At 62.1% G+C, this 25478-nt stretch carries 20 protein-coding genes; 14 read left to right on the top strand and 6 right to left on the bottom strand.

Annotated features, from left to right (window positions below):
• The first annotated feature begins 87 nt into the window (after positions 1-87).
• From ACQZ6J_RS04400 to ACQZ6J_RS04415, 4 genes are all read left to right on the top strand, one after another.
• On the top strand, positions 88-870 hold the full coding sequence (locus tag ACQZ6J_RS04400; RefSeq protein WP_449082206.1) for an HpcH/HpaI aldolase family protein: 783 nt from the start codon (positions 88-90) through the stop codon (positions 868-870).
• Positions 871-1058: 188 nt separating this feature from the next.
• Positions 1059-2267 (top strand): pyridoxal phosphate-dependent aminotransferase, encoded by a 1209-nt coding sequence (locus tag ACQZ6J_RS04405; RefSeq protein WP_449082208.1) that lies wholly within the window; start codon positions 1059-1061, stop codon positions 2265-2267.
• A gap of 82 nt (positions 2268-2349) precedes the next feature.
• Positions 2350-3147: an ABC transporter substrate-binding protein gene (locus ACQZ6J_RS04410; RefSeq protein WP_163986495.1), complete on the top strand. Its 798-nt coding sequence runs from the start codon at positions 2350-2352 to the stop codon at positions 3145-3147.
• A 93-nt stretch (positions 3148-3240) separates the two neighbouring features.
• On the top strand, positions 3241-3915 hold the full coding sequence (locus ACQZ6J_RS04415; RefSeq protein ID WP_163986496.1) for an amino acid ABC transporter permease: 675 nt from the start codon (positions 3241-3243) through the stop codon (positions 3913-3915).
• A 9-nt stretch (positions 3916-3924) separates the two neighbouring features.
• Here the strand turns inward: ACQZ6J_RS04415 and ACQZ6J_RS04420 are convergent, their stop codons facing one another.
• Both ACQZ6J_RS04420 and ACQZ6J_RS04425 read right to left on the bottom strand, forming a co-directional pair.
• A complete protein-coding gene (locus tag ACQZ6J_RS04420; RefSeq protein ID WP_449082211.1) occupies positions 3925-4440 on the bottom strand; it encodes a MarR family winged helix-turn-helix transcriptional regulator in 516 nt (171 codons plus the stop codon).
• A gap of 97 nt (positions 4441-4537) precedes the next feature.
• Positions 4538-6106, bottom strand: a complete 1569-nt coding sequence (locus ACQZ6J_RS04425) for a phytoene desaturase family protein (RefSeq protein ID WP_449082213.1) — start codon at positions 6104-6106, stop codon at positions 4538-4540.
• A 400-nt stretch (positions 6107-6506) separates the two neighbouring features.
• On the opposite strand from ACQZ6J_RS04425, the gene ACQZ6J_RS04430 reads away from it, so the two are divergent.
• The 3 genes from ACQZ6J_RS04430 (at position 6507) to ACQZ6J_RS04440 (ending at position 9487) form a co-directional block, all read left to right on the top strand.
• Positions 6507-7289, top strand: a complete 783-nt coding sequence (locus ACQZ6J_RS04430) for a cyclase family protein (protein WP_163986499.1) — start codon at positions 6507-6509, stop codon at positions 7287-7289.
• Positions 7290-7366: 77 nt separating this feature from the next.
• Entirely contained in the window at positions 7367-8956 is a 1590-nt protein-coding gene (locus ACQZ6J_RS04435) for a phytoene desaturase family protein (protein WP_449082215.1), read from the top strand.
• 24 nt (positions 8957-8980) lie between these two features.
• Positions 8981-9487: a MarR family winged helix-turn-helix transcriptional regulator gene (locus tag ACQZ6J_RS04440; RefSeq protein WP_163986501.1), complete on the top strand. Its 507-nt coding sequence runs from the start codon at positions 8981-8983 to the stop codon at positions 9485-9487.
• A 30-nt stretch (positions 9488-9517) separates the two neighbouring features.
• On the opposite strand, the gene ACQZ6J_RS04445 is transcribed toward ACQZ6J_RS04440, so the two are convergent.
• From ACQZ6J_RS04445 to ACQZ6J_RS04455, 3 genes are all read right to left on the bottom strand, one after another.
• A complete protein-coding gene (locus ACQZ6J_RS04445) occupies positions 9518-10828 on the bottom strand; it encodes an MFS transporter (RefSeq protein WP_449082218.1) in 1311 nt (436 codons plus the stop codon).
• Between the two features lie 93 nt (positions 10829-10921).
• Positions 10922-12481, bottom strand: a complete 1560-nt coding sequence (locus ACQZ6J_RS04450; protein WP_449082220.1) for an indolepyruvate oxidoreductase subunit beta family protein — start codon at positions 12479-12481, stop codon at positions 10922-10924.
• Between the two features lie 9 nt (positions 12482-12490).
• Positions 12491-14644, bottom strand: coding sequence for a thiamine pyrophosphate-dependent enzyme (locus ACQZ6J_RS04455; RefSeq protein WP_163986504.1), 2154 nt, complete (start codon positions 14642-14644; stop codon positions 12491-12493).
• A gap of 376 nt (positions 14645-15020) precedes the next feature.
• On the opposite strand from ACQZ6J_RS04455, the gene ACQZ6J_RS04460 reads away from it, so the two are divergent.
• The 6 genes from ACQZ6J_RS04460 to ACQZ6J_RS04485 all read left to right on the top strand — a co-directional run bounded on the left by ACQZ6J_RS04460 (position 15021) and on the right by ACQZ6J_RS04485 (position 21095).
• Entirely contained in the window at positions 15021-16556 is a 1536-nt protein-coding gene (locus ACQZ6J_RS04460; RefSeq protein ID WP_449082222.1) for an ABC transporter substrate-binding protein, read from the top strand.
• Between the two features lie 241 nt (positions 16557-16797).
• A complete protein-coding gene (locus tag ACQZ6J_RS04465) occupies positions 16798-17805 on the top strand; it encodes an ABC transporter permease (RefSeq protein ID WP_449082224.1) in 1008 nt (335 codons plus the stop codon).
• On the top strand, positions 17798-18691 hold the full coding sequence (locus tag ACQZ6J_RS04470) for an ABC transporter permease (protein ID WP_449082226.1): 894 nt from the start codon (positions 17798-17800) through the stop codon (positions 18689-18691). Before ACQZ6J_RS04465 ends, ACQZ6J_RS04470 begins: the two co-directional genes overlap by 8 nt.
• The gene (locus ACQZ6J_RS04475) at positions 18688-19560 is read left to right on the top strand and encodes an ABC transporter ATP-binding protein (protein ID WP_449082228.1); all 873 of its coding nucleotides are present in this window, start codon (positions 18688-18690) and stop codon (positions 19558-19560) included. The genes ACQZ6J_RS04470 and ACQZ6J_RS04475 overlap by 4 nt, the downstream gene beginning before the upstream one ends.
• Positions 19557-20411, top strand: a complete 855-nt coding sequence (locus tag ACQZ6J_RS04480; protein ID WP_449082230.1) for an ATP-binding cassette domain-containing protein — start codon at positions 19557-19559, stop codon at positions 20409-20411. Before ACQZ6J_RS04475 ends, ACQZ6J_RS04480 begins: the two co-directional genes overlap by 4 nt.
• A gap of 90 nt (positions 20412-20501) precedes the next feature.
• Complete coding sequence (locus tag ACQZ6J_RS04485; RefSeq protein ID WP_449082232.1) at positions 20502-21095, top strand: VOC family protein; 594 nt, start codon at positions 20502-20504, stop codon at positions 21093-21095.
• Positions 21096-21245: 150 nt separating this feature from the next.
• Here the strand turns inward: ACQZ6J_RS04485 and ACQZ6J_RS04490 are convergent, their stop codons facing one another.
• Positions 21246-22856 carry an AMP-binding protein gene (locus ACQZ6J_RS04490; RefSeq protein ID WP_449082234.1) on the bottom strand — a complete coding sequence of 537 codons (1611 nt, stop codon included), beginning with the start codon at positions 22854-22856 and terminating at the stop codon, positions 21246-21248.
• A 298-nt stretch (positions 22857-23154) separates the two neighbouring features.
• Between ACQZ6J_RS04490 and ACQZ6J_RS04495 the strand changes: the two genes are divergently transcribed.
• Positions 23155-25473: a bifunctional salicylyl-CoA 5-hydroxylase/oxidoreductase gene (locus tag ACQZ6J_RS04495; RefSeq protein ID WP_449082236.1), complete on the top strand. Its 2319-nt coding sequence runs from the start codon at positions 23155-23157 to the stop codon at positions 25471-25473.
• The last annotated feature ends 5 nt before the right edge of the window (positions 25474-25478 follow it).

The following is a 25478-nucleotide window of genomic DNA, read 5'->3' on the forward strand; positions in this document are numbered from 1 at the left end:
CCTGAATTCAGAACAGATTGCCGCTTCGCAGTTGTATCTTTTCGGTCTATCCCTCGTTGAGAGGACCGCTGAAATGTGAGGATGACGATGAGCGATTTCCGACGGAACTGTATCGAGCGCAAGCTGCTCGTCGGTACGTTTGCGGCCATTCCGCATCCGGTCGCCATCGAAGTCACGGCAGCCGCGGGCGTCGATTTCCTTTGCATCGACTGGGAGCATTCGCAGATCAGCCGCGAGCGTATCGAGGATCTGATCCGCGCCGCCGATGTCCATCGCGTTCCTGCCATGGTCCGCGTGCCCGGCCATGCGGCGGAGGACATCGCGGCCGTTCTGGATGCGGGCGCCGCAGGCGTTCTCGTGCCGCGGATCTCGACGGCGGAGCAGGCTCGCGCAGCCGTCAAGGCCACCCGCTATCCGCCGCACGGCGCGCGCGGCGTCGGCCCGGGTCGCGCAGCGGCTTACGGCTACCGCATTCCGGATTACCTCGCCAAGGCCAATGCGGAACTGTTGCTTGCCATCCAGGTGGAAACGGCGGAGGGACTTGCCAATATCGCCGAGATCGCGGCCGTCGACGGTATCGACCTCATTTTCATCGGCCCCGGCGACCTTTCGGTTTCGATCGATGCCATGGGACCGGCGGGCAAGGAAAGGCTCGATGCGGCCATCAGGACCATCACGGAAACGGCTCTGTCCGCCGGTCGCGCGGTCGGCATCTTCCGCCCCTCGCCAGACGATGTCGGCGCGTGGTCGAAGGCCGGCATAAGCTTCTTCATCCTGGCGAGCGACACGATGTTCCTCGGTGCCGGCCTGACGGCGGGCGTCGATGCCGCAAGACAGGAAAAGCAAGCCGGAAAGAAGAAAGAAAGCTGATTTTTATCATAGAGTTACCACGAAAGCCCATGATATGGAATCGAGCAGCGAAATAGACTTTTTAAGCTTAAACTTTGTCCTTGAAATGCATCCGTTTTTGGATAACCATTCGAAATTGAAGGGTGGTCCAAGCGAAAGCTTCCGCCGCCGTTCCAACCCTTCAACACCGGATTCCCAGGGGAAATTCCTTGTCTCTTCTGCCGCAGCATAACCTGCCGAACGCGATGTCAGGCCGCGACGCCCTCGAAGGCATTCGCGCCCAGATCCGCGACATGCGCACCGACAACATCGCCGTCCTTGCCAAGCGCGCCCGCGAACTCGGCGGCGTCATTCCGCTCTGGTTCGGCGAAGGCGACATGGTGACGCCGGACTTTATCCGCGAGGCGGCGAAGAAGACGCTCGACGACGGCGCCACCTTCTACGTTCCAAACATGCGCGGGCTGGCAACGCTGAACGAAGCGCTGTCGGAGTATCAGACGCACTGGCACCAGCACCCGATCCCCATCGAGCGCACGACGGTCGCCCCCGGCGGCATGCAGGCTCTCTATATGGCGCTCGAATTGCTCGTCGATGTCGGCACCAATGTCGTCTACGTGGCGCCGCAATGGCCCAACATCCACAACGCCATCCACCTGATCGGCGGCGAGCCGCGCGCCGTATCGCTCGATTTCGACACCGACTGGCGGCTCGATCTCGACAAGCTTTTCGCCCGCTGCGATGCCCGCACCCGCGCAATCTTCCTGTCGACGCCTGCCAATCCGACGGGCTGGACGGCCTCGCGCGAGGAGATGCAGGCCCTGCTCGATTTCAGCCGCCGCACCGGCATCTGGATCATTTCCGACGAGGTCTATGCCCGCCTCTATTTCGACGGCGAAATCGCGCCTTCGATCCTGCAGGTAGCGGAAGACGGCGATCGCGTGATCGCCATCAACAGCTTCTCGAAAGCATGGGCGATGACCGGCTGGCGCGTCGGCTGGCTGACGCACCCGTCGGCCATCGCCGACCAGCTCGGCGCCATGACGCAATATATCAACAGCGGCACCTCGGCCATGGTTCAGGCCGGAGCAGCAGCCGCCCTGCGCGAAGGCGAGCCGCTGGTTGCCGAAATCCGTGGACGGATCAAGGCCGGCCTCGACCTTGCCTATGAAAAGCTGCCGAAGATACCGGGCATGATCCTGCCGGAAAAGCCGCGCGGGGGCATGTATGCTTTCTTTGCGCTGCAGGGCGAAGCCGATGCCACGGCGCTCTGCGAGCGCATCCTGGAAACGGCCCGCGTCGGTTTGGCGCCCGGATATCATTTCGGCGAGTCGTCCCGCGCATTCCTGCGCATGTGCACGTTCCGCGAAACCGAACAAATGCGTATCGCGCTCGACCGCATGGTCGATGCGATGGCATGATACGACCGCCCGTCCGGGCGGCCGGGAATACCCGCGGGTGAGAGGAAAAGCCCGCAGCCATAACCAGAGGGAGACTAAGAAAATGCATATTACTCGTCGCAGTCTGCTGGTCCTAGCGACCGCCGTCGGCCTGGCCGGCGGAAGCCACCTCGCCTATGCCGCCGATGCGCTGAACGTCGGTTCCTACCCGAACAACCCGCCCTTCGAATACAAGACCGCCAATGGCGGCTTCGAAGGCTTCGAAGTCGATGTGGTCAACGAAGCCGCCAAGCGCGCCGGCATGACCACCAATATCGCCGACTACGGCTTCCAGGCCCTGTTCGCGGCAACGAGCTCCAAGCGCATCGACGTGGCGATTTCGTCCATCACCATTACGCCGGAGCGCCTGAAGTCGCAGTCCTTCACGCAGCCCTACTACGACTCGGACATGGGCGTCGCCACCAAGGAAAGCAGTTCGATCAAGGCGCTTGCCGACCTCAAGGGCACGGTTGTCGGCGTCTTGTCGGGTTCGACGGGTGAAAAATGGGTCAACGACAACAAGGCCGCTCAAGGCTTTGCCGACGTCAAGGGCTACAATTCGCAGCAGGACATGTTCCTCGATCTCGGCGCAGGCCGCATCGACGCCGTCGTCAGCGACATTCCGGGCATGCAGTATCTCTTCGTCAAGACCAAGGGCTTCGCCATCAAGGATCGCATCAAGACCGGCGAGCAGTACGGCCTGATGATGACCAAGGACTCGCCGCTTCTCGGCAAGATCAACGACGCCATCACCGCGATGAAGAAAGACGGCACGCTGGAAAAGATCCATGAGAAGTGGTTCGGCGGCAAGGCACCGGCTGGTTCGTCCACCGTCACCGAATTGCCTATCCCCAAGGCGTGATCAAAAGATCATCGTTGAAATGAGACTACGCCGGTCGCAACGACCGGCGTAGATGTAAGAAATCTTATCTTCGTTTTGCACACGGGAGTGCCAATGTCTTTCGTCGATACCTTTCTCAATTCCGACGTCATGATCTCGGCTTTCCCGCAGCTGCTGCGCGGGCTTTGGATGACAATCGCGCTCGGCGTGGTCAGCATCCTGATCGGCGTGACCGGCGGGCTTATCATCAGCCTGATCCGCCTCTACGCCCCCAAGCCGCTGCAGCTGCTGATGATCGCCTATATCGACATCATGCGCGCCATGCCGATGCTGGTCGTATTGATCCTGATCTATTATGCCCTGCCCTTCGTCGGCATCAGCTTTTCCGCCTGGTGGTCGGCCATCCTCGGCTTCTCGATCGTGCTTGCCGCCTATTCGGCCGAAGTCTTCCGCTCGGGCATCGAAAGCGTGCCGCGCGGCCAGTTCGAAGCGGCCGCCGCGCTCGGCATTCCGTTTCTGATCACGCTCTACAAGGTCGTGCTGCCGCAGGCAGTCCGCATCGTCATCCCGCCGACGACGAGCAACTGCGTGTCGATGTTCAAGGACACGTCGCTTGCCTCGACCGTGGCCCTGCCGGAACTGCTGAAAGAAGGGCAGAACGCGCAAGGATTCTACGCCAACCCCTCGCCGCTGATCATGGCCGCTGTGATTTACGTCATCCTGCTGTGGCCGATGGTGCGTCTCGTCAGCGTGCTCGAGAAGAAGTTCAAGAACGAACGGGCCAGATAAGCGCCGCCATCAATCGAAGTCGGCATCCGAAAGATGATTGCTGACGGATGACTTCACGGCGCCGATATCCCGCCAGAGCTCGCTGACGATGGCGGGATCGACATCCGCCATCATGTCGCGCAGCCAGCCTTCGTGGGCCGCTGCCATGGCGCTGAAAAGCGTCTCGCCCTTTGCCGTCAGCTTGGCGACCGTCACGCGCCGGTCGCCGTCGGGCGTTACGCGCAGGACAAGCCCATCCGTCTCCAACCGCTCGACGAGCCCGGTCACATTGCCGTTCGTGACCATGGTTCGCTTCGACAGCTCCCCGAGCCGCAAGCCCTCACGCTCGCGATAGAGCTGCGCCATCAGGTCGAACTGCGGCAAGGTCGCGCCGAATTCGTTGCGCAGCCGGCGGCGGATTTCCTGCGAGATCAGCTTCGTGGTGGACAGCATGCGCAGCCAGAGCCGCAGCTCCAGCTTTTTGCCTTCCTGCGTTCCCTGAACGATGATCTCCAGGTCAACGGTTGCACTCTCTGACTCTGTCATGGCATCGCCTCGGTCTATCGTTCCACATCGCTGATCTAAGCGATCTAGGGAGCAATATTTGAAATGTCAAAGGTTTGGGCGTCAAGTCGTACGGCTGTCACTTCGCCAGCATTTTCCCCAACATGAAACCGGAGCCGGCCCCCGTCCCCGCGCCCGGCCACGTCGAGGCTCCGCACATGAACAGCGAACCCACGGGCGTCTTGTAACGCGAATAGCCAGCAACGGGACGGAACAGGAAATTCTGGTCGAGATGATGGCTGCCGGAGAGGTTGTCGCCGCCGACGAGGTTCGGATTCTCACGCTCGAGATCAACGGGCGAAAAGACGGAGCGTCCCAATATCTTGCCACGCACGCCCGGGGCATAGCGCTCGAGAATATCCAGAACACGTTCCGCGTAGGTATCCTTGATCGCGTCCCAGCTCGTTCCGGTGATTTCACCCGCGGCATCGCCGCGGAACTCCGCCGGCAGCACGCGCACCTGAATCCAGAGCGCATGCTGTCCGGCCGGCGCGCGCGAGGGATCGATGGCCGTGGGCTGCCCGACCACCAGCGCAGGCTCGGCTGGCAACAGCCCGCCCATGGCCTCGGCATAGACACGCGACATCATCTCGAGATCCGGCGCGATATGCACATAGGCAAAGTTCTGCAGCGCCTTGCCCGCCGTCCAATCCGGAAGGCCCGAGAGCGCCAGATGAATCATCATCGTGCCGGGTCCGGCGCGGAAGCGCGAAACCTTGCCGTCGAACTCCTGACGCGACGGATCCCGATCCAGAAGCTTGCCGAACAGAATCTGCGGATGGACGTTGGCGATGACGGCACGCTTCGCGTCATAGCGGCGCCCATCGGCCAAAACGACCCCCGTCGCCTTGCCGCCCGCCGTGACGATCTTGTCGACGCGCGTACCCAGCATCAGCTCGCCGCCCTTGCTTTTCAGCACCGCCGCCATGGCGTTGATGATCGTATCGGCGCCGCCCTTGCCGATCACCATGCCGAAGGCCTGATTGGCCATGGATTCGAGATAGGGAAACAGCGCACCGCCGGCGACATCGGGGGCAAAGTCGAGATGCAGCCCCCAGGCGGCCATCATCGTCTTGAGCTTGATGTTCTGGAAACGCGCATCGAGAAAATCGCGCGGCGAGGCAAACAGCATGCGCGCCGTGTCGTAGACCCATCCCGTTCCCTTTTCGCGCCAAGCCTTCCAGACGACTTTGGCGGCCGCCATGGAGGGCATGGGTGAGCCGAGCAGGCCGAAAATGTGGGGCGCATCCGCACCGAACTGCGAGAGCATATTGCGCCAGGCCGCGGCGTCCTGCGGCGATATGTCGGCGATGGCGCCCGTGGTCTTTTCGAGGTCGGTGCTGACGCCGAGATAGGTGTTGTCGCGGAAGACGCTGGCAAAGCAATCCGCAGCCGGAACGAAGCCCAGCCCCTCGGCCGAAAGCTCGTTCTTGTATTGGGCAAAGAAAGCCGAGCCGGCGAACATGGAAAGGTTCATGGCGCAAAGATCATGCCGGAAGCCGGGCAGCGTCACCTCGCGGGTCTTGACCGCCCCGCCGGGCTCCGCATTGCCCTCGATTACAGCAACCTTCCAGCCCTTGGCGGCCAAATGCACCGCCGCCGCCAGGCCGTTATGACCGGCCCCGACTATGATCGCATCATAGCTCATCGTCTGCCCCTCTTTCATCGATTATTATTATTGTCACATGCATACATCTTGAGCTTTAAGCTTCAAGTACCTGTTGGCACGAAATACGAGTCGAAAGCGCAATCTAAAGTAGCATATCCTCAAGTTTCGTCGCGATTTGTTGTTTGACTTCAGCGATTTACGGATATCTCTCAGCCTGTGAACGAAGCATCAATTTTGACATCCGGAACCGCGCCGGAATGCTTGCAATATCATATATTGTGACATAGGCTCCGCTTCATGCCGCTGCTGCGCGGACCCGGTGCCAGGAGGAAAGGCACCCCGCGCCTGGCGATACCGACTTCAAGCTTGATCCCGATCGAAAGGTCCGCGTGGCGGCTTTTCGTATGGGGTCGTGCGACAACTAGAGGGAACCCAACATATGACCGCTACCACACTTGCCAGCCTCGCCTCGGCCCTGCTTTCAGGGTCCGTCAAGGTCGTCGACCTCACCGCGCCGCTCGGCCCGGATACTCCGGTGCTCTACCTGCCGCCGCAGTTCGGCAAGAACACGCCCAAGGTCGCGGTCCACACGATCTCCGAATACAATCAGGACGGCCCCTTCTGGGCCTGGAACTGGCTGGAACTCGGCGAGCACACCGGCACCCATTTCGATGCGCCCTGTCACTGGATCACCGGCAAGGACAATCCGAACAACACGACGGACACCATCCCGCCGCAGAATTTCGTCGCTCCGGTCAATGTCATCGACCGCTCGAAGGAATCCGCCGCCGATCCCGATTATCTGCTGACGGTCGACAGCATCAAGGAATGGGAAGCCCAGAACGGCGCCATCGAAGCCGGCAGCTGGGTGCTGCTGCGCACCGACTGGTACAAGCGCAACGGCTCCACCGATACGTTCCTGAACGCCGATGAAAACGGCCCGCACTCTCCCGGCCCGACGGCCGAGGCGATCGAGTATCTGCTGAGCAAGGGCATCATCGGCTGGGGCTCGGAAACGGTCGGCACCGATGCCGGTTCCGCCGGCGGCATGAACCCGCCCTTCCCGGCACACAACCTCATGCACAAGGCCAACCGATATGGTCTTGCCAGCCTCTCCAACCTCGATCAGCTTCCGGCCAAGGGCGCCGTGCTGATCGCCGCTCCGCTGAAGTTCGTCAAAGGCACCGGTTCGCCGGTTCGTGCGTTGGCGTTGATTGCATGATAGGCTGGGAAGGCGGACGCCTGGGGGCAAGTTCGGCTCCGCCTTTCCATTCATCCTGGCTGTGAGGGGCAGCGGCAATGGGCGATTATGATTATATCATCGTCGGCAGCGGCATTAATGCGCTTGTCGCAGCCGCGATGCTCGGCAAAAAGGGCCATAAGGTGCTCATCCTCGAGCGCAACGACCGCATTGGCGGTTGCCTGCGCACGGAGGAGATCACCGAGCCCGGATTCATACACGACGTCATGGCAACGACCATGGTGCTGTTCCTCACCTCGCCGGCCTATGGCGCCATCGGCAAGGATCTGGAGGCGCGCGGCCTGGAATTTGCCCATGCCGACCTGCCGACCGGCGTGCTGAGACCCGATGGCTCTCGAGTTATCTTTTCCAAGGACCGGCGGCGCAATATCGCCACCTTCGACGAGCTGTCGCTCGGCGACGGGCAGACATTCTCCCGCGAAATGGATGCGCTTGGCGCCGATGCTCCCTTCCTGTTCTCCCTGCTCGGCGGCGCGCTATGGTCGGGATCGACCCTCAAGACCGTCGGCAAGCAAGGCTGGACTCGCGGGTTGCGCAAGCTCGCGGCCTGGTTTGGCGACGCGCTGACGCCGGCGCGCGGCTACCTCGAAACCAATTATAAGTCCGAGGACATCCATGCGCTGTGGGCGCCTTGGGTGCTGCATTGCGGTCTCGGCCCGGAAAGCGCCTACTCCGCCGAAATGCTGAAGGTGATCGGCTTCGCGATAGAGCTGGCCGGCGCACCGATCGTCAAGGGCGGCGCCACGAAACTGCTGACGGCCTTCGAACGGCTGATTACCGACAATGGCGGCGAAATCCGTGTCGGCGCCGATGTCGAGGCCATCATTCCCGGCCCCAGTCGCCGCGCCGACGGCGTGCGTCTCGCAGGTGGCGAAACCTTGAGGGCAAAAGCCGGAGTGATCTGCTCGGTCACGCCCAACCAGCTCTACGACCGGCTGATGGGAGAGTGGCCGGATCCGCTGCCGGCGGAGGTCAAGACGGGCGTTGCCAACTACCGCTATGGCAAGGGCGACATGCAGATCCACTACGCGCTTTCCGCACCGCCGCGCTGGAAGGCCGATGCCGAACTCGGCAAGGTGGCGCTGCTGCACCTGACCCCAGGCCTCGACGGCGTCTCACGCGCCGCCAACGAATGCGATCGCGGGCTATTGCCGGCCGAACCCACCATCTGCGTCGGACAGCCTGTCGCGCTCGATCCCAGCCGCGCACCGGAAGGAAAATCGATTCTCTGGCTGCAGCTTCCCGAAGCGCCGCGTCATATCAAGGGCGACGCGGCGGGCGAGATTGCGACGCCTGCAGACGGCCGCTGGACGGAAGAGGTACGGGAACGCTATGCCGACCGCATCGAAGCGCTGCTCGCCAGCCACATCGAGAACTTCTCGGAGATAAAGCTCGCACGCCGGGCCTATTCTCCGGGTGATCTGGAGGCGATGAACATGAACCTCGTCGGCGGCGACCCTTACGGCGGCTATTGCGGCCTCGACCAGTTTTTCATCTGGCGCCCCTTCAAGTCATCTGTTAACCACCGCACCCACGTTACGGGCCTTTACCACATCGGCGCTTCGGCGCATCCCGGTCCAGGTCTCGGCGGGGGCTCCGGTTTCCTGCTCGCATCATCGCTGAAGTAATAGGTTTCAGGAGGAGTGTCGTCGATGGAGGAACGGTTTTCAGGCACCGTTTTGAGGCGCAAGCGCGATGAGAACGCAAAGCGCCCGACCATGGGCGAAATCGGCCTCAATCACTTCGCACCCTATCTGATGAACCGGCTGATGGCGCGCTGGAACGCCAACATGTCGGAGGAACTACGCGAATACGACATGACGACCGCCAAGATGCGGGCGCTCGCGGTCCTCTGCGTATCCTCCAGCGTCACCATCAACGAGCTCTCCGTCTTCGCGGTGACCGAACAATCGACGATGAGCCGCACGCTCGACTCCCTCGAGCAGCAGGGCTACATCCGTCGCCAGCCACGGGTCGAAGACATGCGCATCCGCGACGTTTCGATCACCGAAGAAGGCCGCGTCGCCTTCGAGAAGGTGTGGCCGACCATGTACGACCTGTTCCTGCAGATGTTCGACGGCGTCGAGGAAGCCGAATACCGCGCCTTCATCTCGACTCTGCACAAGGTGCTGCACAACATCCGCAAGCACGAGATCTGAGCGGCGGGGACGCCGCCGCTGCAACTCGCCTCACCGTTTGTTCGGAATGAGCGCCGTCGCCAATGCAGCGATGGCGGCGATGATGGCGAAAACGTAGAAATTCCATTCAGGGCCGACGTTCAGGCTGGCGATGTATCCTCCCATCAACGGGCCGGAGAGCGCGCCGATGCGCGAGAAGCTCAGCGCCCAGCCGGTGCCGGCCGCCCGCACGAACGGCTGCAGATAGGCGGCAAGATAGCCGGTGAGGATCAGCGATGCCGAGACCGTGCCGAAGCCGGCAATGGCAACGACCGTATAGTTCAGCCAGATGGAACCCTTGAAGGCGAGAAGCGCGATACCGACAGCGCCGAGCAGGTAGGATAGCGTCACGGTCAGCCGCACGCCGAAACGATCCGCCCATTGGCCAAGCACGATGCCGCCGATCGCCGACGTCAGGCTGAAAACTGCGAGAAACAGCAGGCTGTCGCCAAGATCGTAGCCGCTCTTGCGCATGATCTGCGGCAGCCACTGGGCAAGCCCGTAGACAAGGAGCAGCCCCATGAACAGGGCAATCCAGAAACAGGCGGTGGCAAAGGCGTTTCTCGGCGAAAAGATCTCGCCCAGCACGGCGCGCCAGCCGAGGCTCGTTTTCCTCGGTGCGCTCCCCGCGGGAACGGCAACGCCCAGCCGGTCGGCCAGCCGCCTCGCAGTTTCGCTCCGCCCGCGTGCCACAAGAAAATCAAGGGACTCGGGCAGCAGCCATGCCATGACAGGCACGAACAGGACCGGAAGCGCACCGACCAGAACGACAGGCCGCCATCCGTAATCCGGCAACAGCCATCGGCCGACGAGCGCTGCGGCGAAAAGGCCGAGGGAATAGCCGGAATACATGATGCCGTAGTTGAGATTCTTCTTGGCCGCCGGCGAATATTCGATGGTCAGCGCCGCCGCCAGCGGAATGATGCCCCCGAGGCCGAGACCGGCCGCAAAGCGGCTGACACCGAACCAGATCGGGGTCGGAGACCAGGCGGTGATCGCCGTGCAAACGGCAAACAGCGAAAGACAGGCCAGAAACATCGGCTTGCGGCCGTGGAGATCGCTGAGCATCCCCACGACGATGCCGCCGACAAGCATGCCGAAGACGGTGTAGCTGCCCATTGCCCCGAGCTGGAGTGGGGTGAGGTGCCAGACATTATCCGTGGACAGCGCCGGCAGGATGGCGCCGAGAAGGCCGACATCATATCCCTCCGCGAAGATCGCCAACCAGCAGATGAGAACGACGACGAGGCTTTTGGAATGCGAGATTTCCCCGCCGCGGGGACCTGAAACATCCCTCGCAGCACCACTTCGGAGACTGTCCATGCGATTGTTCCCTGTTGGAAATTATCGGTCTCGGCCGATATCGTCAGCGACCCGAATGCGCGCGGGGCGGAATATCCGCCCCGTCCGGCTGCATCAGAGCGTTTCGACCGTTTTCAGCGCTCCGTCGAGCGCCGCGCCCTTCTCGTCCAGAAGCGCTGCCTGCCGCAGACGCCGCATCCAGGCGGCGCCGTCTTCGCGATTGCGCAGCAACGGCAGCGCCGACATGACGCGATCGAACTTGGAAAGACCCCGCGCATGCGTGTCGGAATAGCCCTTGACGAGGCGCCGATTGCCGAGCACCTCGACGGCGAGATCGTAGTTCACGGCCAGCAGATTGGATGCCGCCGTAAGCCAGGCCTCGCGATGCTCCACTTCACGGGCATGACGCAGGGTGCCGCGGCGGATACGCCGCAGCGCCGAAACCGTATAGAGGCCAAGGAACCAGAACAGCGTGCCGGTCTTGACGCGACGGCCCTTGTTGATGAAGCCGTCGAGCCGCTCGAACAGGCGCGGCCGGCTCTCGATCCACAGACCCATGGCTTTCGGCATGGTGCCGCAAACCTCGTCCATGCGCGGATGCATGTACTCGGTCATGTAGACGATCTGGTCGTCCTTGGCGCCGACCTCCTTGCGAACGCGCTCGAAACGCGACCCGCGAACCTTCAGGTCGGCAACCCGGATGACATCGTCGTAAGCCATGGCGACGGCGACATATTTGGCAGCCTGAACGGTAAAGGCAAAATCCTTGTCCGCACCGCCGGCCTTTCGGTCGAGCGCATGAAGCGCTGCAACACGGCTCAGATACCCATCGGCATAGGCCGGATCCTGATAATCGGTCAGCTTCTTGGCGCCGGCAAACAGCAGGGGCCATGCCACCTCCGGAAATTCGGATCGGATGCGGTTGACCAGCCGGTCCAGCGCGGGGTGCCCGGCGGTTTCAGGCAGAGCGTCGAAATGCTTCGGCGGCGTCGCCGAAACCGCGTCGCGCGGCTTCTCCTTGACCCTCTCGAACGCGGCATTGAACGCCTTCAGGCTGGGCTCGATACCCTTGCCGCCGGCGCGAATCATCGCTTCGAAAGCCTGCTTTGCAAAGGGCAACGCCCCCGAAGCAGCCAGCACGCCGAACATGGAGGCAGAAATCACGCTGCCATTCCGGACGGCCAGCGCTTCCATGTCGAAAGCGATGGTGCGTTTGGCTGCGAAGTCGGTCGCATCGACCACGACCTCGGGATTGCCGATGCCGTCGCCCGGCTTCTCCTTTTCGGCGACCGCAAAGGAGCGATGCGTCGAGGAGATCAGCAGCGTCTTGTCCGGCGTGACCAGGCCGCGCAGTACGGAGCGGCCGGCTTCCATCAGTTCCGCCGCCATGACGACATCGACATCGCCCGGCGTCGGCATCAGCGAAAAGATCGGCTCGTGGCCGTCGCGGGCCGGCAGCATCTCGATATAGTAGATCGTCGCGCCCGTTCGCTGCGCCACGCCGGGCACCGAGGTCGTTTGCGCCATCCAGCCTTCGGCTTCGGCAAGGCCGACGATCCAGTCGGCCAGCACGCCGCCGCCCTGCCCGCCCATGGCGAGGATGGCAAGCGACAGCGGCTTGTCCGTGGAAAGGCGGCCTGCGCCGAGATCACTCATTTTTACATGCTCGTTCATATCGCCCTCTCAATCCGCGAAGACGATACGGCCGGCGCGGCGACGCGCCTGCAGCCAGCCGATGACGCGGGAACGCAAGCCGGCGACGAAGCGATCCCAACCCGTCGGATTGTGGATGATATCGGCGCGATAGAAGGAGGGACAGAGCACCGCCGCCTCCGAGACCTCGCCGCAATTGCCGCAGCCGACGCAATTATTGTCGATCGCCGCCACCGGATCGTCCTTCAGCGGATCGTCGGTATGCTTGACCGATAGCGAAGGACAGCCGGAAAGACGGATGCAGGCGTGATCGCCGGTGCAAACGTCCTCGTCGACGCCGAAGCGCTCCTTGACCATGCGCTTGCCGTCCTTGACCGCCTTGGCGAATTGCGGCTTCACGCGGCGCTGCTTGTTGAGCATGCATTCCGAAGAGGCGACGATGATCTTCGGGCCCGGCTCCTTCGAGGTCAGGGCCTCGCGCAACGTGTCGCGCATCTTTGCGACATCGTAGGTCCGGTCGATCTGCCGCACCCAGGTCGCGCCGATGCCTTTCACGGCGTTAACGATGGAATTGTTGGTCTTGCGGCGCGGATTGAGGGCGCGCGAGGACGGTATGTCCTGACCGCCGGTCGCCGCCGAATAGTAGTTGTCGACGACGAGGATGACGCCGTCCTGCTTGTTGAAGACGGCATTGCCGACGGAGGTCGCAAGGCCGTTGTGCCAGAAGCCGCCATCGCCCATGACCGAGATCACGCGCTTGTCGGCCGCGACATTGAAGGCCGAAGCGGCAGCCGGACCGAGCCCATAGCCCATCGTCGTGCTGCCGATATTGAAGGGCGGCAGGATCGAGAAGAGATGGCAGCCGATATCACCGGAGATATGATGCTGGCCGAGCTCGCTCTCCACCATCTTCATCGCCGCGAAGATCGGACGCTCGGGACAGCCGATGCAGAACCCCGGCGGACGCGGCGGCACGACTTCGGCCAGGGCCTTGATTTTCGGATCGTTCAGGATGGGCGTCGGATCCGGCAGCGGCGGCTGGTTGCCGAGCAGCACGCGCTGATGGATCTCCAGGAAGTTCTTGATGCCCTTCATCAGCACCGGCGCGGTATATTCGCCGCCCATGGGAAGGACATCCTTGCCCGCGACCTTGGTCTGGATATCGCGGCGGCGCAGGATGGTGTTGAGGGACTGCTCGATATATTCGGGCGCCCCTTCCTCGACCATCAGCACGGCCTTCTTGTTGGCGCAGAAGTCGGCGAGCTGGTCGTCGACCAGCGGATAGGCGACATTGAGAACATAAAGCGGCACGGCGGAATTGCCGTAGACATCGGCAAGCCCGAGCTGCTGCAGCGCGCGCATGACGCCATTATACGCACCGCCGAGCAGGATGATGCCGACTTCGCCTTCCGAAGGGCCGAAATACTCGTTGAGCTGGCGCTTCTTGATGAAATCGACGGCCGCGGGCCAGCGCTTCTCCAGCTTTTCCTTCTCATGAATGAAGGATGCCGGCGGCAGCACGATACGGTTGACGTCGCGAACGGGATTCTCGAGCGCCTGCTTCAGCGTATAGGCCGGCCGCTTGTTGTCCTTGGCGACGAACTGGCCGTGCACATGACAGCTGCGGATGCCGACCTGCAGCATGACGGGCGTGTTCGACACTTCCGAAAGCTCGAAGCCCTCCTCGACCGCCTGCACGATCGACGGCAGGTTCGGGCGCGGATTGAGCAGCCACATCTGCGATTTCATCGCATAGGCATGGCTGCGCTCCTGCATGATCGACGAGCCCTCGCCGTAGTCTTCGCCGATGATGATCAGCGCGCCGCCCGTAACCCCGCCCGAAGACAGGTTGGAAAGCGCATCGGAGGCGACATTCGTTCCGGCCGTCGATTTCCAGGTGACGGCGCCGCGCACCGGATACATGACGGAGGCGGACAGCATGGCGGCGGCCGCCGCTTCCGACGCCGATGTCTCGAAATGGATGCCCAGATCCTGCATCACGTCCTTGGCGTCGGCCAGGACGTCCATCAGATGGGAAATCGGCGAACCCTGATAGCCTCCCACATAGGAGACACCGGATTGCAGAAGTGCTTTGGTGATCGCGAGAATACCCTCGCCGCGGAAGATATCACCTTCCCCGAGCTTCAGATCCTCGACCTCGCGCGCAAACGATCGCTCGGCCATAGACGTTACCCCTTTGCCCCGATGGGCTTCTTCTAAATCATTTGCAAAATCATATTTTGAACTTCCCTGAACTGTCAACGAACAATTATCGGATCTCGCCATTCTCGTTTGCGCTATCGACCTTCCAACCATATCGGGCGGCTATCGCAATCCGTCGGCAACAAGGCGATGCATCGTCAAAATATATGCATATGCATAAAATTTTTGCGAATAGTCGAAGCCTGCCGAAAAATAACGGCCAGGATTTTGCGAAACACCCGAGAAAGCGCTTGCCGCTCCGAAATACGTATTTTAAGATTAAAACATTCCGACAATAAATCGCCAGCGGCAGGCGGCGTCACGCTTTTTTGCCGCTTAACAGGGGAACGGAGTGACCATGACAACGCTTACTCGGCGCGAGGCCCTTAGCCTCGGCGCAGCTGCATTCATTACTGGGATTCTCGCAGGCAGAACGCCGGTGGAAGCCGCCGAAGCCGGCACGCTGACCATCGCCTTCAACGTCAACCTGCCCTCTTTCGATCCGACGACCGGCCCGTCCGCCGTCAACCCGACGATCCAGGCGATCTATCGCTCGATCTTCGACCAGTTCATCGGCCAGGGACCGGATCTCCAATTCCAGCCGGGCCTGCTGACCGCCTGGGGCTGGAACGACGACAAGACCAAGGTCTGGATGGACGTCCGCGAAGGCGTCACCTGGCACGACGGCTCCAAGTTTACCCCCGACGATGTCGTCTGGTCGCTGGAGCGCGCCGCCAAGCAGGAAACCGGCAATCCGATCCAGTTCATCTGGTCGACCGCCAACAATTACAAGGTGGAAGGCAACCGGATCACCGGCGATGTCGTCCGTTTCGAGCCGACCTATTTCAAATGGATGGCGTTCCTCACCGGCTATATCCTGCCGAAGGACTACTATACCAAGGTGGGCGCCGAAGGCTTCGAAAAGAAGCCCGTCGGCACCGGCCCCTATATGGTCGACGCCTATGAGGGCAATTCCTATCTGCGCCTGAAGGCGAACCCCAACTATTTCGGCGGCAAGCCGGCGTTCGAGACCGTCATCTTCAAGTTCGTGCCCGACACGACGAGCCGCGTCGCGGAAATCGAATCCGGTTCGTCCGACGTGACGCTGGAAATCCCCTATGAGGATTTCGACCGGCTGAAAAAGAAGTCCGGCCTCGCCGGCGTCGCGACCCCGATCTCCGACATCGGCATGATCTTCATCAGCAATGTCGATCCGATGCTCGACAAGAACGTCCGCCTCGCCGCCAACATGGCGATCGACAAGGAAGCGATCATCAAGCGGCTTCTGCGCGGCTACGGCAAGCCTCTGTCGACGCTGGAAGCGCCGGAATACGAAGCTTACGACGCCTCGGTCAAGATCCCCTACGATCCGGAGCAGGCCAAGAAGCTTCTGGCCGCCAGCGGCTATTCGCCGGCAAAGCCGGTGAAGTTCGGCATCAAGACGACCCGCGGCTTCAAGCCGAAGGACTACGAGATGATCCAGGCGATCGTCGGCATGTGGCGCAAGGTCGGCATCGAGGCGGAGATCGAAGTCTACGAAATCGCCAAGCACTACGAACTGCGCGCCGCCCACCAGCTCGGCCCCGCCGCCTTCTACAACTGGGGCAACGCCATCGGCGACCCGACGACCTCGACGGGTTTCGCCATGTTCGGCCCCTCGCCGCATTCGGCCTGGAAGACCAAGGATGTCGACGACATGATGGGGCCGCTCTGGGTCGAAAAGGACGAGACGAAGCGCATCGACGGCTGGAAGGCGGTAATCAAGTACATCGCCGAGCAAGGCTATGTGATCCCGCTGCTGCAATATGCCCAGCCGATCGTCTATAAATCGAGCCTGAAGGTGACCCCGAACGTGTCGGGCGCGCTGCAGCCGACGCTGGTGTCGAAGGGTTGATGCGTCGAGCCTTGAGCCCGTAGCCTTGCCCCTTACCCTAGCCCTCTCCCCGCCCCTTCGACAAGCTCAGGACGGAGAGAGGGAACGACCTCTGTTCTCTCGCTTGAACAGGCGGTTGAGGGTAGGCTGCAGGTGCCTCCTTCCCTTCTCCCCGTCATGACGGGGAGAAGGTGCCCGACAGGGCGGATGAGGGGCTTGGGACTCTTCAGCGCCATAGCCGCGCGATCGGAATTCATAACGAATGATAGCAGTCTCCATTTTCAACCGCCTGATCATGGCCGCCATCACGCTCTTCGGCGTGGCGGTGATCGTCTTCGTCCTGTTGCGGGTCGTGCCGGGCGATCCGATCGCCATGATGATCTCGCCGGGCGCAAGCCCAGCCGATATCGCCGCGCTCCGCGCCCACTACGGCCTCGATGCCAGCCTGACGACCCAGTTCGGCATCTGGCTGAAATCGGTTCTGATGGGTGATTTCGGCACATCGATCTCCCTGAAGCGCGATGTGCTGTCGCTGCTGGGAGAACGCCTCCCTGCGACGCTGGAACTGGCCTTTGCCGCCCTCGCGCTGGCGGTTCTTCTCGGCGGTGCGGTCGCCATCGTCGGCACGCTCGCCCGCCGCACCGTCTTCGAGCCGGTCATCGACAGCCTCAACGGCCTTTTCCTCGCCATTCCGGATTTCGTCTGGGCGCTGGCCCTGGTCCTTGTCCTCGGCGTTCTCTTTCCGCTTTTCCCGCTCTCCGGCCGCATCGATCCGAGCATCGACGTGCAGTTCGCGACCCCCTTCTATCTCCTCGAAAGCCTCGTGACGCTTCGCTTCGGGATCTTCGCGGATATTTGCGCCCATATGGTCATGCCGGTCCTGGCGCTCGGCCTGCCGCTGGCGGCCATCATCGCCCGCGTGCTGAAAGCCGCGCTCTCCGAGGCCATGGTGCAGGATTATGTCCTGCTCGCCAAGCTGAAGGGCATGTCCGAGCTGCGGCTCGTTCTCCAGGAGGCGCTGCGCAATGCCGTCGGGCCGACGATCGCGCTCACCGGCGTGCAGTTTACCTTTCTGATCGGCGGCACCGTCATCGTCGAGCGCATCTTCGCCTATCCCGGCATCGGCAACATGGCGATCGATGCGGTCATCAACCGCGACCTGCCGCTGATCCAGGGCCTCGTTCTCGTCTTCGGCGCCCTCTTCATTCTCGTCAATCTGGCGGTCGACCTTTTGGTCGCGGCCTTCAATCCGAGGCTCGCCCATGGCTGACGTCACTTCGCCCGCCATGCCAAAAACACCGTCGAGAACGGCGAAACGCATTCGCGCGATGCTTTCCGAGCCAAAGGTGATCTTCGGCGGCGGCTTCATTCTCATCCTCCTCATCCTCGCGATCTTCGCGCCCTATATCGCGCCGAAGGATCCGCTGGAGCAGGACCTGATGTCCGGCACCTTGCCGCCGGCGTGGATCGACGGTTCCGATCCGGGCTTCCTGCTGGGCACCGACGACCTCGGCCGGGACGTCCTGTCGCGCGTCATCTTCGGCACGCGCATCGCGCTGACTGTCGCCTTCGTCGCGGCCGGGCTTGCCGCATTCGTCGGCACGCTCCTCGGCCTTCTCGCCGGCTGGTATGGCGGCTGGATCGACAAGGTGATCTCGCGCCTCGTCGATATCTGGATGGCCTTCCCCCCCGTGCTGCTGTCGATCCTGCTCGTCGCCGTCTTCGGCTCCGGCGTCCACTCGGTCATCGCGGCCATCGTCATCATCGACTGGACGCGCTTCTGTCGCGTCGTACGCTCAGAAACGCAGGCGCAGGCCCGGATGGATTATGTGACTGCGGCCCACACGATCGGCTTTTCACGAGCCAGGATCCTCTTCAGCGAGATCCTGCCCAATGTGACGCCCGTGCTGATCGCTCTCGTCAGCCTGGAAATGGGCATCGCCGTCATTGTCGAGGCCATCCTGTCCTTCGTCGGCCTGTCGGTCTCATCCGACACGCCCACCTGGGGCGGCATGATCGCCGAGGGGCGGCAGATGATCTACCAGGGCTGGTGGGTGCTAGTCGTGCCGCTGATCGCCCTCTTCGCCACGGTGCTTGCCTTCAATCAACTCGGCGACGGCCTGCGCCGCGCCCTCGATCCGGTAATGCGCCGATGACATCTCCGCTTCTCTCCATTGCCGGCCTCAGCGCCGTATCCGACCGCGACGGCGGCGCACCGATCCTGCGCGATGTCTCCCTCACGCTGGAGCGCGGCGAGGTCCGCGGGCTCGTCGGCGAAAGCGGCGCCGGAAAATCGACCATCGCCAAGGCCCTGCTCGGCATCCTGCCGCGCAGCGTCCGCATCACCGCCGGCTCGATCCTCTTCGAGAGCCGCGATCTTCTCACACTTTCCACCAGGGAATTGCGCGGCATCATGGGCAGCGAAATCTCGCTGATCCCGCAGGACCCGCAGACGGCACTCAATCCCGGCCGGCGCATCGAGGCGCAGCTGACCGACGGCCTGCGGCTGAAGCGCGGAATGTCGTCGCGCGACGCGAGGCTGCGCGCACTGAAATTGCTGGAGGAAGTGCATATCCGCGATCCCGAGCGCGTGCTGCGCGCCTACCCCCATGAATTGTCGGGCGGCATGCGCCAGCGCATCCTGATCGCCGCCGCCTTCGCGCTGGAACCGAAGCTGGTGGTGGCCGACGAGCCCACCACCGCGCTCGACGTCACCGTGCAGAAGCAGATCCTGCGGCTGATTCGCGGCCTGCAGGAGGCGCATGGCACCGCCGTCGTCTTCGTCACGCACGATCTCGGCGTCGTCGCCCAGATTTGCGACAGCGTCACCCTGCTTTACGCCGGCAAGGTCATCGAAGAGGGGCGAACGGGTGACGTGCTCGCGCATCCGCAACACATCTACACGAAATCGCTCATTGCCGCCGGCCCGCGCTACGACCGGCCGGATGCCGGGCTGACGCCGGTGCCGCAGGCGGTCTTCGAACAACTGCGCCGCGAAATCGGCATTCCGGAGGGCGGCCGATGAGCGTTTCCGATAGCCTGCTTTCGGCCAAGGGCATCGAGGTCACCTACGGCGCCAAGCCGCATCTTTTCGGCCCATCGGGCCTTGGCATCAAGGTGCTGCACGGCGTCGATATCGACATCCGCCGCGGCGAGACGGTCGGCATCGTCGGCGAAAGCGGCTCGGGCAAGACGACGCTGGGCCGCGCCCTGCTGCGGCTGGTCGATGTCACTGCGGGCACCATCCATTTCGACGGTCGGGACATCACCCAGCTGCCCGATGCCGACATGCGGCCGCTGCGCCGTCGCATGCAGATGATATTCCAGGATCCGATGGCCTCGCTCAATCCGCGCCACACGATCCGCCGCATCCTCGTCGAGCCGCTGCTCCTGCATGGGCTGGCTTCCGACCGAAAGGAGGCCGAACGACAGGTCGCTGCGATCCTCGATCGCGTGACGCTGCCCCAGGCCTGCCTCGACCGCAATCCACATGAGCTTTCCGGCGGTCAGCGCCAGCGCGTCGGCATCGCACGGGCGGCCTTGCTGAAGCCGGACTTCGTGCTTGCCGACGAAATCGTCTCCGGTCTCGACGTGTCGACCCAGGCACAGGTGCTCAATCTGCTGAAGGAGCTTTCGCGCGATCTCGGCCTTTCCATGGCCTTCATCAGCCATGACCTCTCCGTCATCCGCGCCATTTGCGACCGTGTCTATGTGATGCGCCATGGCCGCGTCGAAGAGGAAGGCGATTGCGAGCGCGTCTTCACCGCACCCGCCTCGGCCTATACGCGCATGCTGCTCGACGCCATCCCCTTGCCGGAGGTCGACCCGCGCTGGCTCGGCCGCGAGAGCGTGGTTGCAGAAGCGTCCGACGCCTGAACCGCGGCCCGACGCCAGGGCAAGGCTAACACTGGAGCCGCGGGTATCGGCGAGAGTTCAACAATACCCGCACACAGAAAGGGAGTAGCGATGAAAGACCCGGAGTCAGCGGCAATGAAAGCTTCAACTGTTGGGCCGGGAGGGGCAAAAGCCACCGGGCTGCCTGGTCTTCGTGGTCACGACCATACAGGACTGACGGTGCCGGACATGAAGCAGGCCATCGATTTCTTCGAGAATGTGCTCGGTTGCAAGGTCGCAATGTCATTTGGACCGTTTGCCGACGACGAGGGCACCTTCATGACGGATCTGCTCGGTGTCCACCCCAAGGCTGAAATAAAGCAGATAGTGCAAGTTCGCTGCGGCTTCGGATCGAACATAGAGCTGTTCGAATATTCAGCGCCCGATCAGCGAGACCTCAAGCAGAAGAACAGCGACATCGGTGCGTTTCATATCTCGCTCTACGTCGACGATATCGATGCCGCAAAGGCCTATCTCGACAGCAGGAACATTGAAACACGGCTGGGGCCGTTGCCGATCAATGATGGTCCGGCAGCGGGCCAGTCGATCCTCTATTTCCAGGCGCCATGGGGCTTGCAATTCGAGGCCATCAGCTATCCCAAGGGTATGGCTTATGAAAAAGGCGCCGAAACCCTGCTGTGGAATCCGAAAGATCCGGCCAAGTGATACCTGCCCTGGGCGAGGCTCGAAGGTTGCGCAATGGCACCGCCGCGGCTCGACCGGCCGCGACCGCACGCAAGCGCAATGTCGGCAACAATGAGTAACTGCGTGCGGCTTCAAAAATGCCGCCTGCACCAGCCTGATTGAGCGTTTCCGCTATTTGAGGCGGAAACGCTGTATCTTGCCGGATTCCGTCTTCGGCAAGGCCTCGACGAAGATAATGGAACGGGGATATTTGTAGGGCGCGATCACGGCCTTGACGTGATCCTGCAGCGCCTTGACCAGAACCTGAGATCCGGTCACGCCGGCCACCAGCACCACATGAGCCTGGACGATATGCCCGCGCTCCTCGTCCGGCTTGCCGATGACGGCGCATTCCAGCACGTCGGCATGCAAAAGAAGCGCAGCTTCGACTTCCGGCCCGGCAATATTGTAGCCGGCCGAAAGAATGATGTCGTCGGAACGCGCGGCAAAATGGAAATAGCCTTCGTCGTCCTGAATGAAGCTGTCGCCCGTCAGGTTCCAGCCAGCACGCACATAGTCGGCCTGCCTGTTGTCGGCAAGATAACGGCAGCCGATCGGCCCGCGAACAACGAGCTTGCCGATCGTGCCGCGCGGAACTTCGTTCATCTCGTCATCGACGATACGGGCCTCATAGCCCGTCAACGGTTTGCCGGTGCAGTTCGGCTTGGCGTCGGACAGTCGGTTGGAGATGAAGATATGCAGCATCTCCGTCGAGCCTATGCCGTCGAGGATCGGCTTGCCGGTCTTGCGCGTCCATTCTTCGAAGATCGGTCCGGGCAGCGTCTCGCCGGCGGAAACCGCAATGCGTAGCGAGGAAAGGTCAGCCCCCTCCTCCATCGCCGCCAGCATGGCGCGATAGGCGGTCGGCGCGGTGAAGCTGATCGTCGCGCCGTATTCCTGGATGATCTCGACCATGTTCTTCGGCGAGGCGTTTTCGAGCAGGGCCGTCGATGCCCCGAAGCGCAGCGGGAAGATGACGAGGCCGCCCAGCCCGAAGGTGAAGGCGATCGGCGGCGAACCGATGAAGACGTCGTCGGGCGTGACCTGCAGCACTTCCTTGGCATAGGCATCGGCGATAATCAGGATATCGCGATGAAAATGCATGGTGGCCTTGGGCACACCGGTCGATCCCGACGTAAAGCCGAGCAGCGCCACGTCGTCACGTCCGGTTTTCACCGCTTCGAAACGAACCGGCTTGTTGAGGGCGATACGGTCGAGTTCGGCATCGTGATTGGCGGTGCCGTCGAAGCCGACCACCTGCTTCAGGAAGCGGCTGTCCTTGGCGGCAGCCACGAGTTCCTCCAGCAGCCGCGTATCGCAGAGCGCGAAGGAAATTTCCGCCTTGTCGATGACCTTCGAAAGCTCACCCGCCCGCAACATCGGCATGGTGTTGACGGCGACGGCGCCGACCTTCGTCACCGCCAGCCAGCAGGCGATCATGGCAGGGTTGTTTCCGGAGCGGATGAGAACGCGATTGCCGGGTTTGACGCCGAAGTCTTCCACGAGCGCATGGGCGATGCGGTTGGTCCAGTCCGCCAGCTCCTTGTAGGTGCGGCGGCGGCCGTTGCCGATCAGGGCCACGTTGTCGCCGAAGCCCTTCTCGACCATCCGGTCGCTCAGCTCGAAGCCGGCGTTCAGCCACTCCGGGTAGTCGAAACCATCCATCAGCAACTCGGGCCATTCGCCGAAAGGCGGCAGATTATCCCGCGTGAATGTATCGGTATGACCGGTCGGTCCCAGCATTGCCTCGCTCCCACATTCTTCTCGATCAAATCGCCATCACCGACCTCTCCCAAGGTGGCGCCTGTAGCGTGCTAAAAAAGATCGCACTGAAGATTGAATAGTTCAAGCGAGAAATTTTAAGTCTAAAATATTTTTCATTTCTCATTGATTCTAAAAGGAAATTCTTGAATTTCGAGCTATTGCGACCCCTGATGGGCCACAGAGTCGGAGAGGAAAAGCCTTGACGAATGATGATGACGAGATATTTTAAACTTAAATGATTTCGAGATCGGCTTCGGCCTCAGAGGAGGGATAAGCGATGCGCATCGTCTGTATCGGCGGCGGCCCCGCAGGGCTCTACTTCGCGCTTCTAATGAAGAAGCTCCATCCTGAACATTCGATCAGCGTCGTCGAACGCAATCGTCCCTATGATACGTTCGGCTGGGGCGTCGTCTTTTCCGACGCGACGATGGTCTCGATGCGCGAATGGGACCCTGAAAGCGCCGCCGAGATCGAGGACGCCTTCAACCATTGGGACGACATCGAGGTCCTGTTCAAGGGCACGCGCCAGCGCACGTCTGGCCACGGCTTCGTCGGCATCGGCCGCAAGAAGCTGCTGAACATCCTGCAGCGCCGCTGCGAGGCGCTCGATGTCGAGTTGATCTTCGAAACGGAGGTCAACTCCGATCTCGATTACCCCGACGCCGATCTGGTCATCGGCTCGGACGGTCTCAACTCCAAGATCCGCAATCATTATCCGGAGGTTTTCCAGCCGGACATGATTACCCGGCCGAACCGCTACATCTGGCTCGGCACCAACAAACTGTTCGACGCCTTCACCTTCGATTTCCGCCGCACCGATCACGGCTGGTTCCAGGCGCATATCTACAAGTTCGATGACAAGACCTCGACCTTCATCATCGAAACGACAGAAGAAGCCTATCTGGCGCACGGCCTCGACAAGATGGACCAGGACGGCTCCATCGCCTTCTGCGAGAACCTGTTTGCGGAAGTGCTCGAAGGCGCGCCGCTGATAACCAATGCCCGTCACCTCAGGGGATCGGCCTGGCTGAACTTCAATCGCCTGATCTGCGGCAAGTGGAGCCACTTCAACGGCAACTCCCATGTCGTCCTGATGGGGGATGCCGCCCACACGGCACATTTCGCCATCGGCTCCGGCACCAAGCTCGCCATCGATGACGCCATCGAGCTCACCCGGCAGTTCCAGATCCACGGACACGAGAAGGACAAGATACCGGCCGTCCTCGATACCTACGAGGAAATCCGCCGCGTCGATGTCGCGCGCATCCAGAATGCCGCCCGCAACGCAATGGAATGGTTCGAAGTCGTCGGGCGCCGCTATGCCGATACGCTCGAGCCGCCGCAATTCATGTATTCGATGCTGACACGCTCGCAGCGCATCAGCCACGAAAACCTGAGGCTGCGCGACAAGACCTGGCTCGAGGGCTACGAGCGCTGGTTCGCCGAAAAATCCGGCCTCACCGTCGGCAACGACCGGTGCCTGCCGCCGATGTTCACGCCCTACCGCCTGCGCGATGTCCAGCTCGTCAACCGTATCGTCGTCTCGCCGATGGCCATGTATTCGGCTGAGGATGGCGTGATGAACGATTTCCACATCGTCCATCTCGGCTCTCGCGCCATGGGCGGCGCGGCGCTCGTCTTCGCGGAAATGACCTGCGTGACCCCGGATGCGCGCATCACGCCCGGCTGCCTCGGCCTCTGGAACGAAGCGCAGATGGCGCAATGGAAACGGCTTGTCGACTTCGTTCATACGAACAGCGCCGCCAAGGTCGGCATCCAGATCGGCCATGCCGGGCGCAAGGGCGCAACGAAGCTCGCCTGGGAAGGGATCGACCAGCCGCTGGCAGAAGGCGACTGGCCGCTGATCTCCGCATCGGCAATTCCTTACCTCAAGAACAGCCAGGTGCCGAAGGCCATGGACCGCGCCGATATGGACCGCGTCAAGGCCGATTTCATTCGCTCGACCGAACTGGCGATCGAAACCGGCGCCGACTGGCTGGAGCTGCATTGCGCCCACGGCTATCTGCTGTCGAGCTTCCTGTCGCCGCTGACCAATGTGCGCGACGACGAGTATGGCGGCAGCCATGAAAACCGCGCTCGCTATCCCCTGGAGATCTTCAAGGCGATACGGGCGATCTGGCCGGCAGACAAGCCGATCTCGGTCCGCCTTTCCTGCCACGACTGGACGGATGGCGGCAACACGCCGGAAGATGCGGCAATCTTTGCCGCCATGTTCAAGGAAGCCGGCGCCGACCTGATCGATTGCTCCTCGGGCCAGGTCTCGAAACAGGAAAAGCCTGTCTACGGCCGCCTGTTCCAGACGCCTTTCTCCGACAAGATCCGCAACGAAATCGGCATTCCCACGATTGCGGTCGGTGCGATATCGGAGGCCGATCACGCCAATTCGATCATCGCCGCCGGCCGTGCCGATCTTTGCGCCGTCGCCCGCCCGCATCTGGCCGACCCGGCCTGGTCGCTGCATGAAGCCGCCAAGATCGGCGTGACTTCCATTCCCTGGCCGAAGCAATATGTTTCCGGCAAGCTGCAGTACGAAACCAACCTTGCCCGCGCTGCCACCGCCGCACCGGCGAAATGAGGACG

This window comes from Rhizobium sp. A37_96 (genome assembly GCF_053521765.1).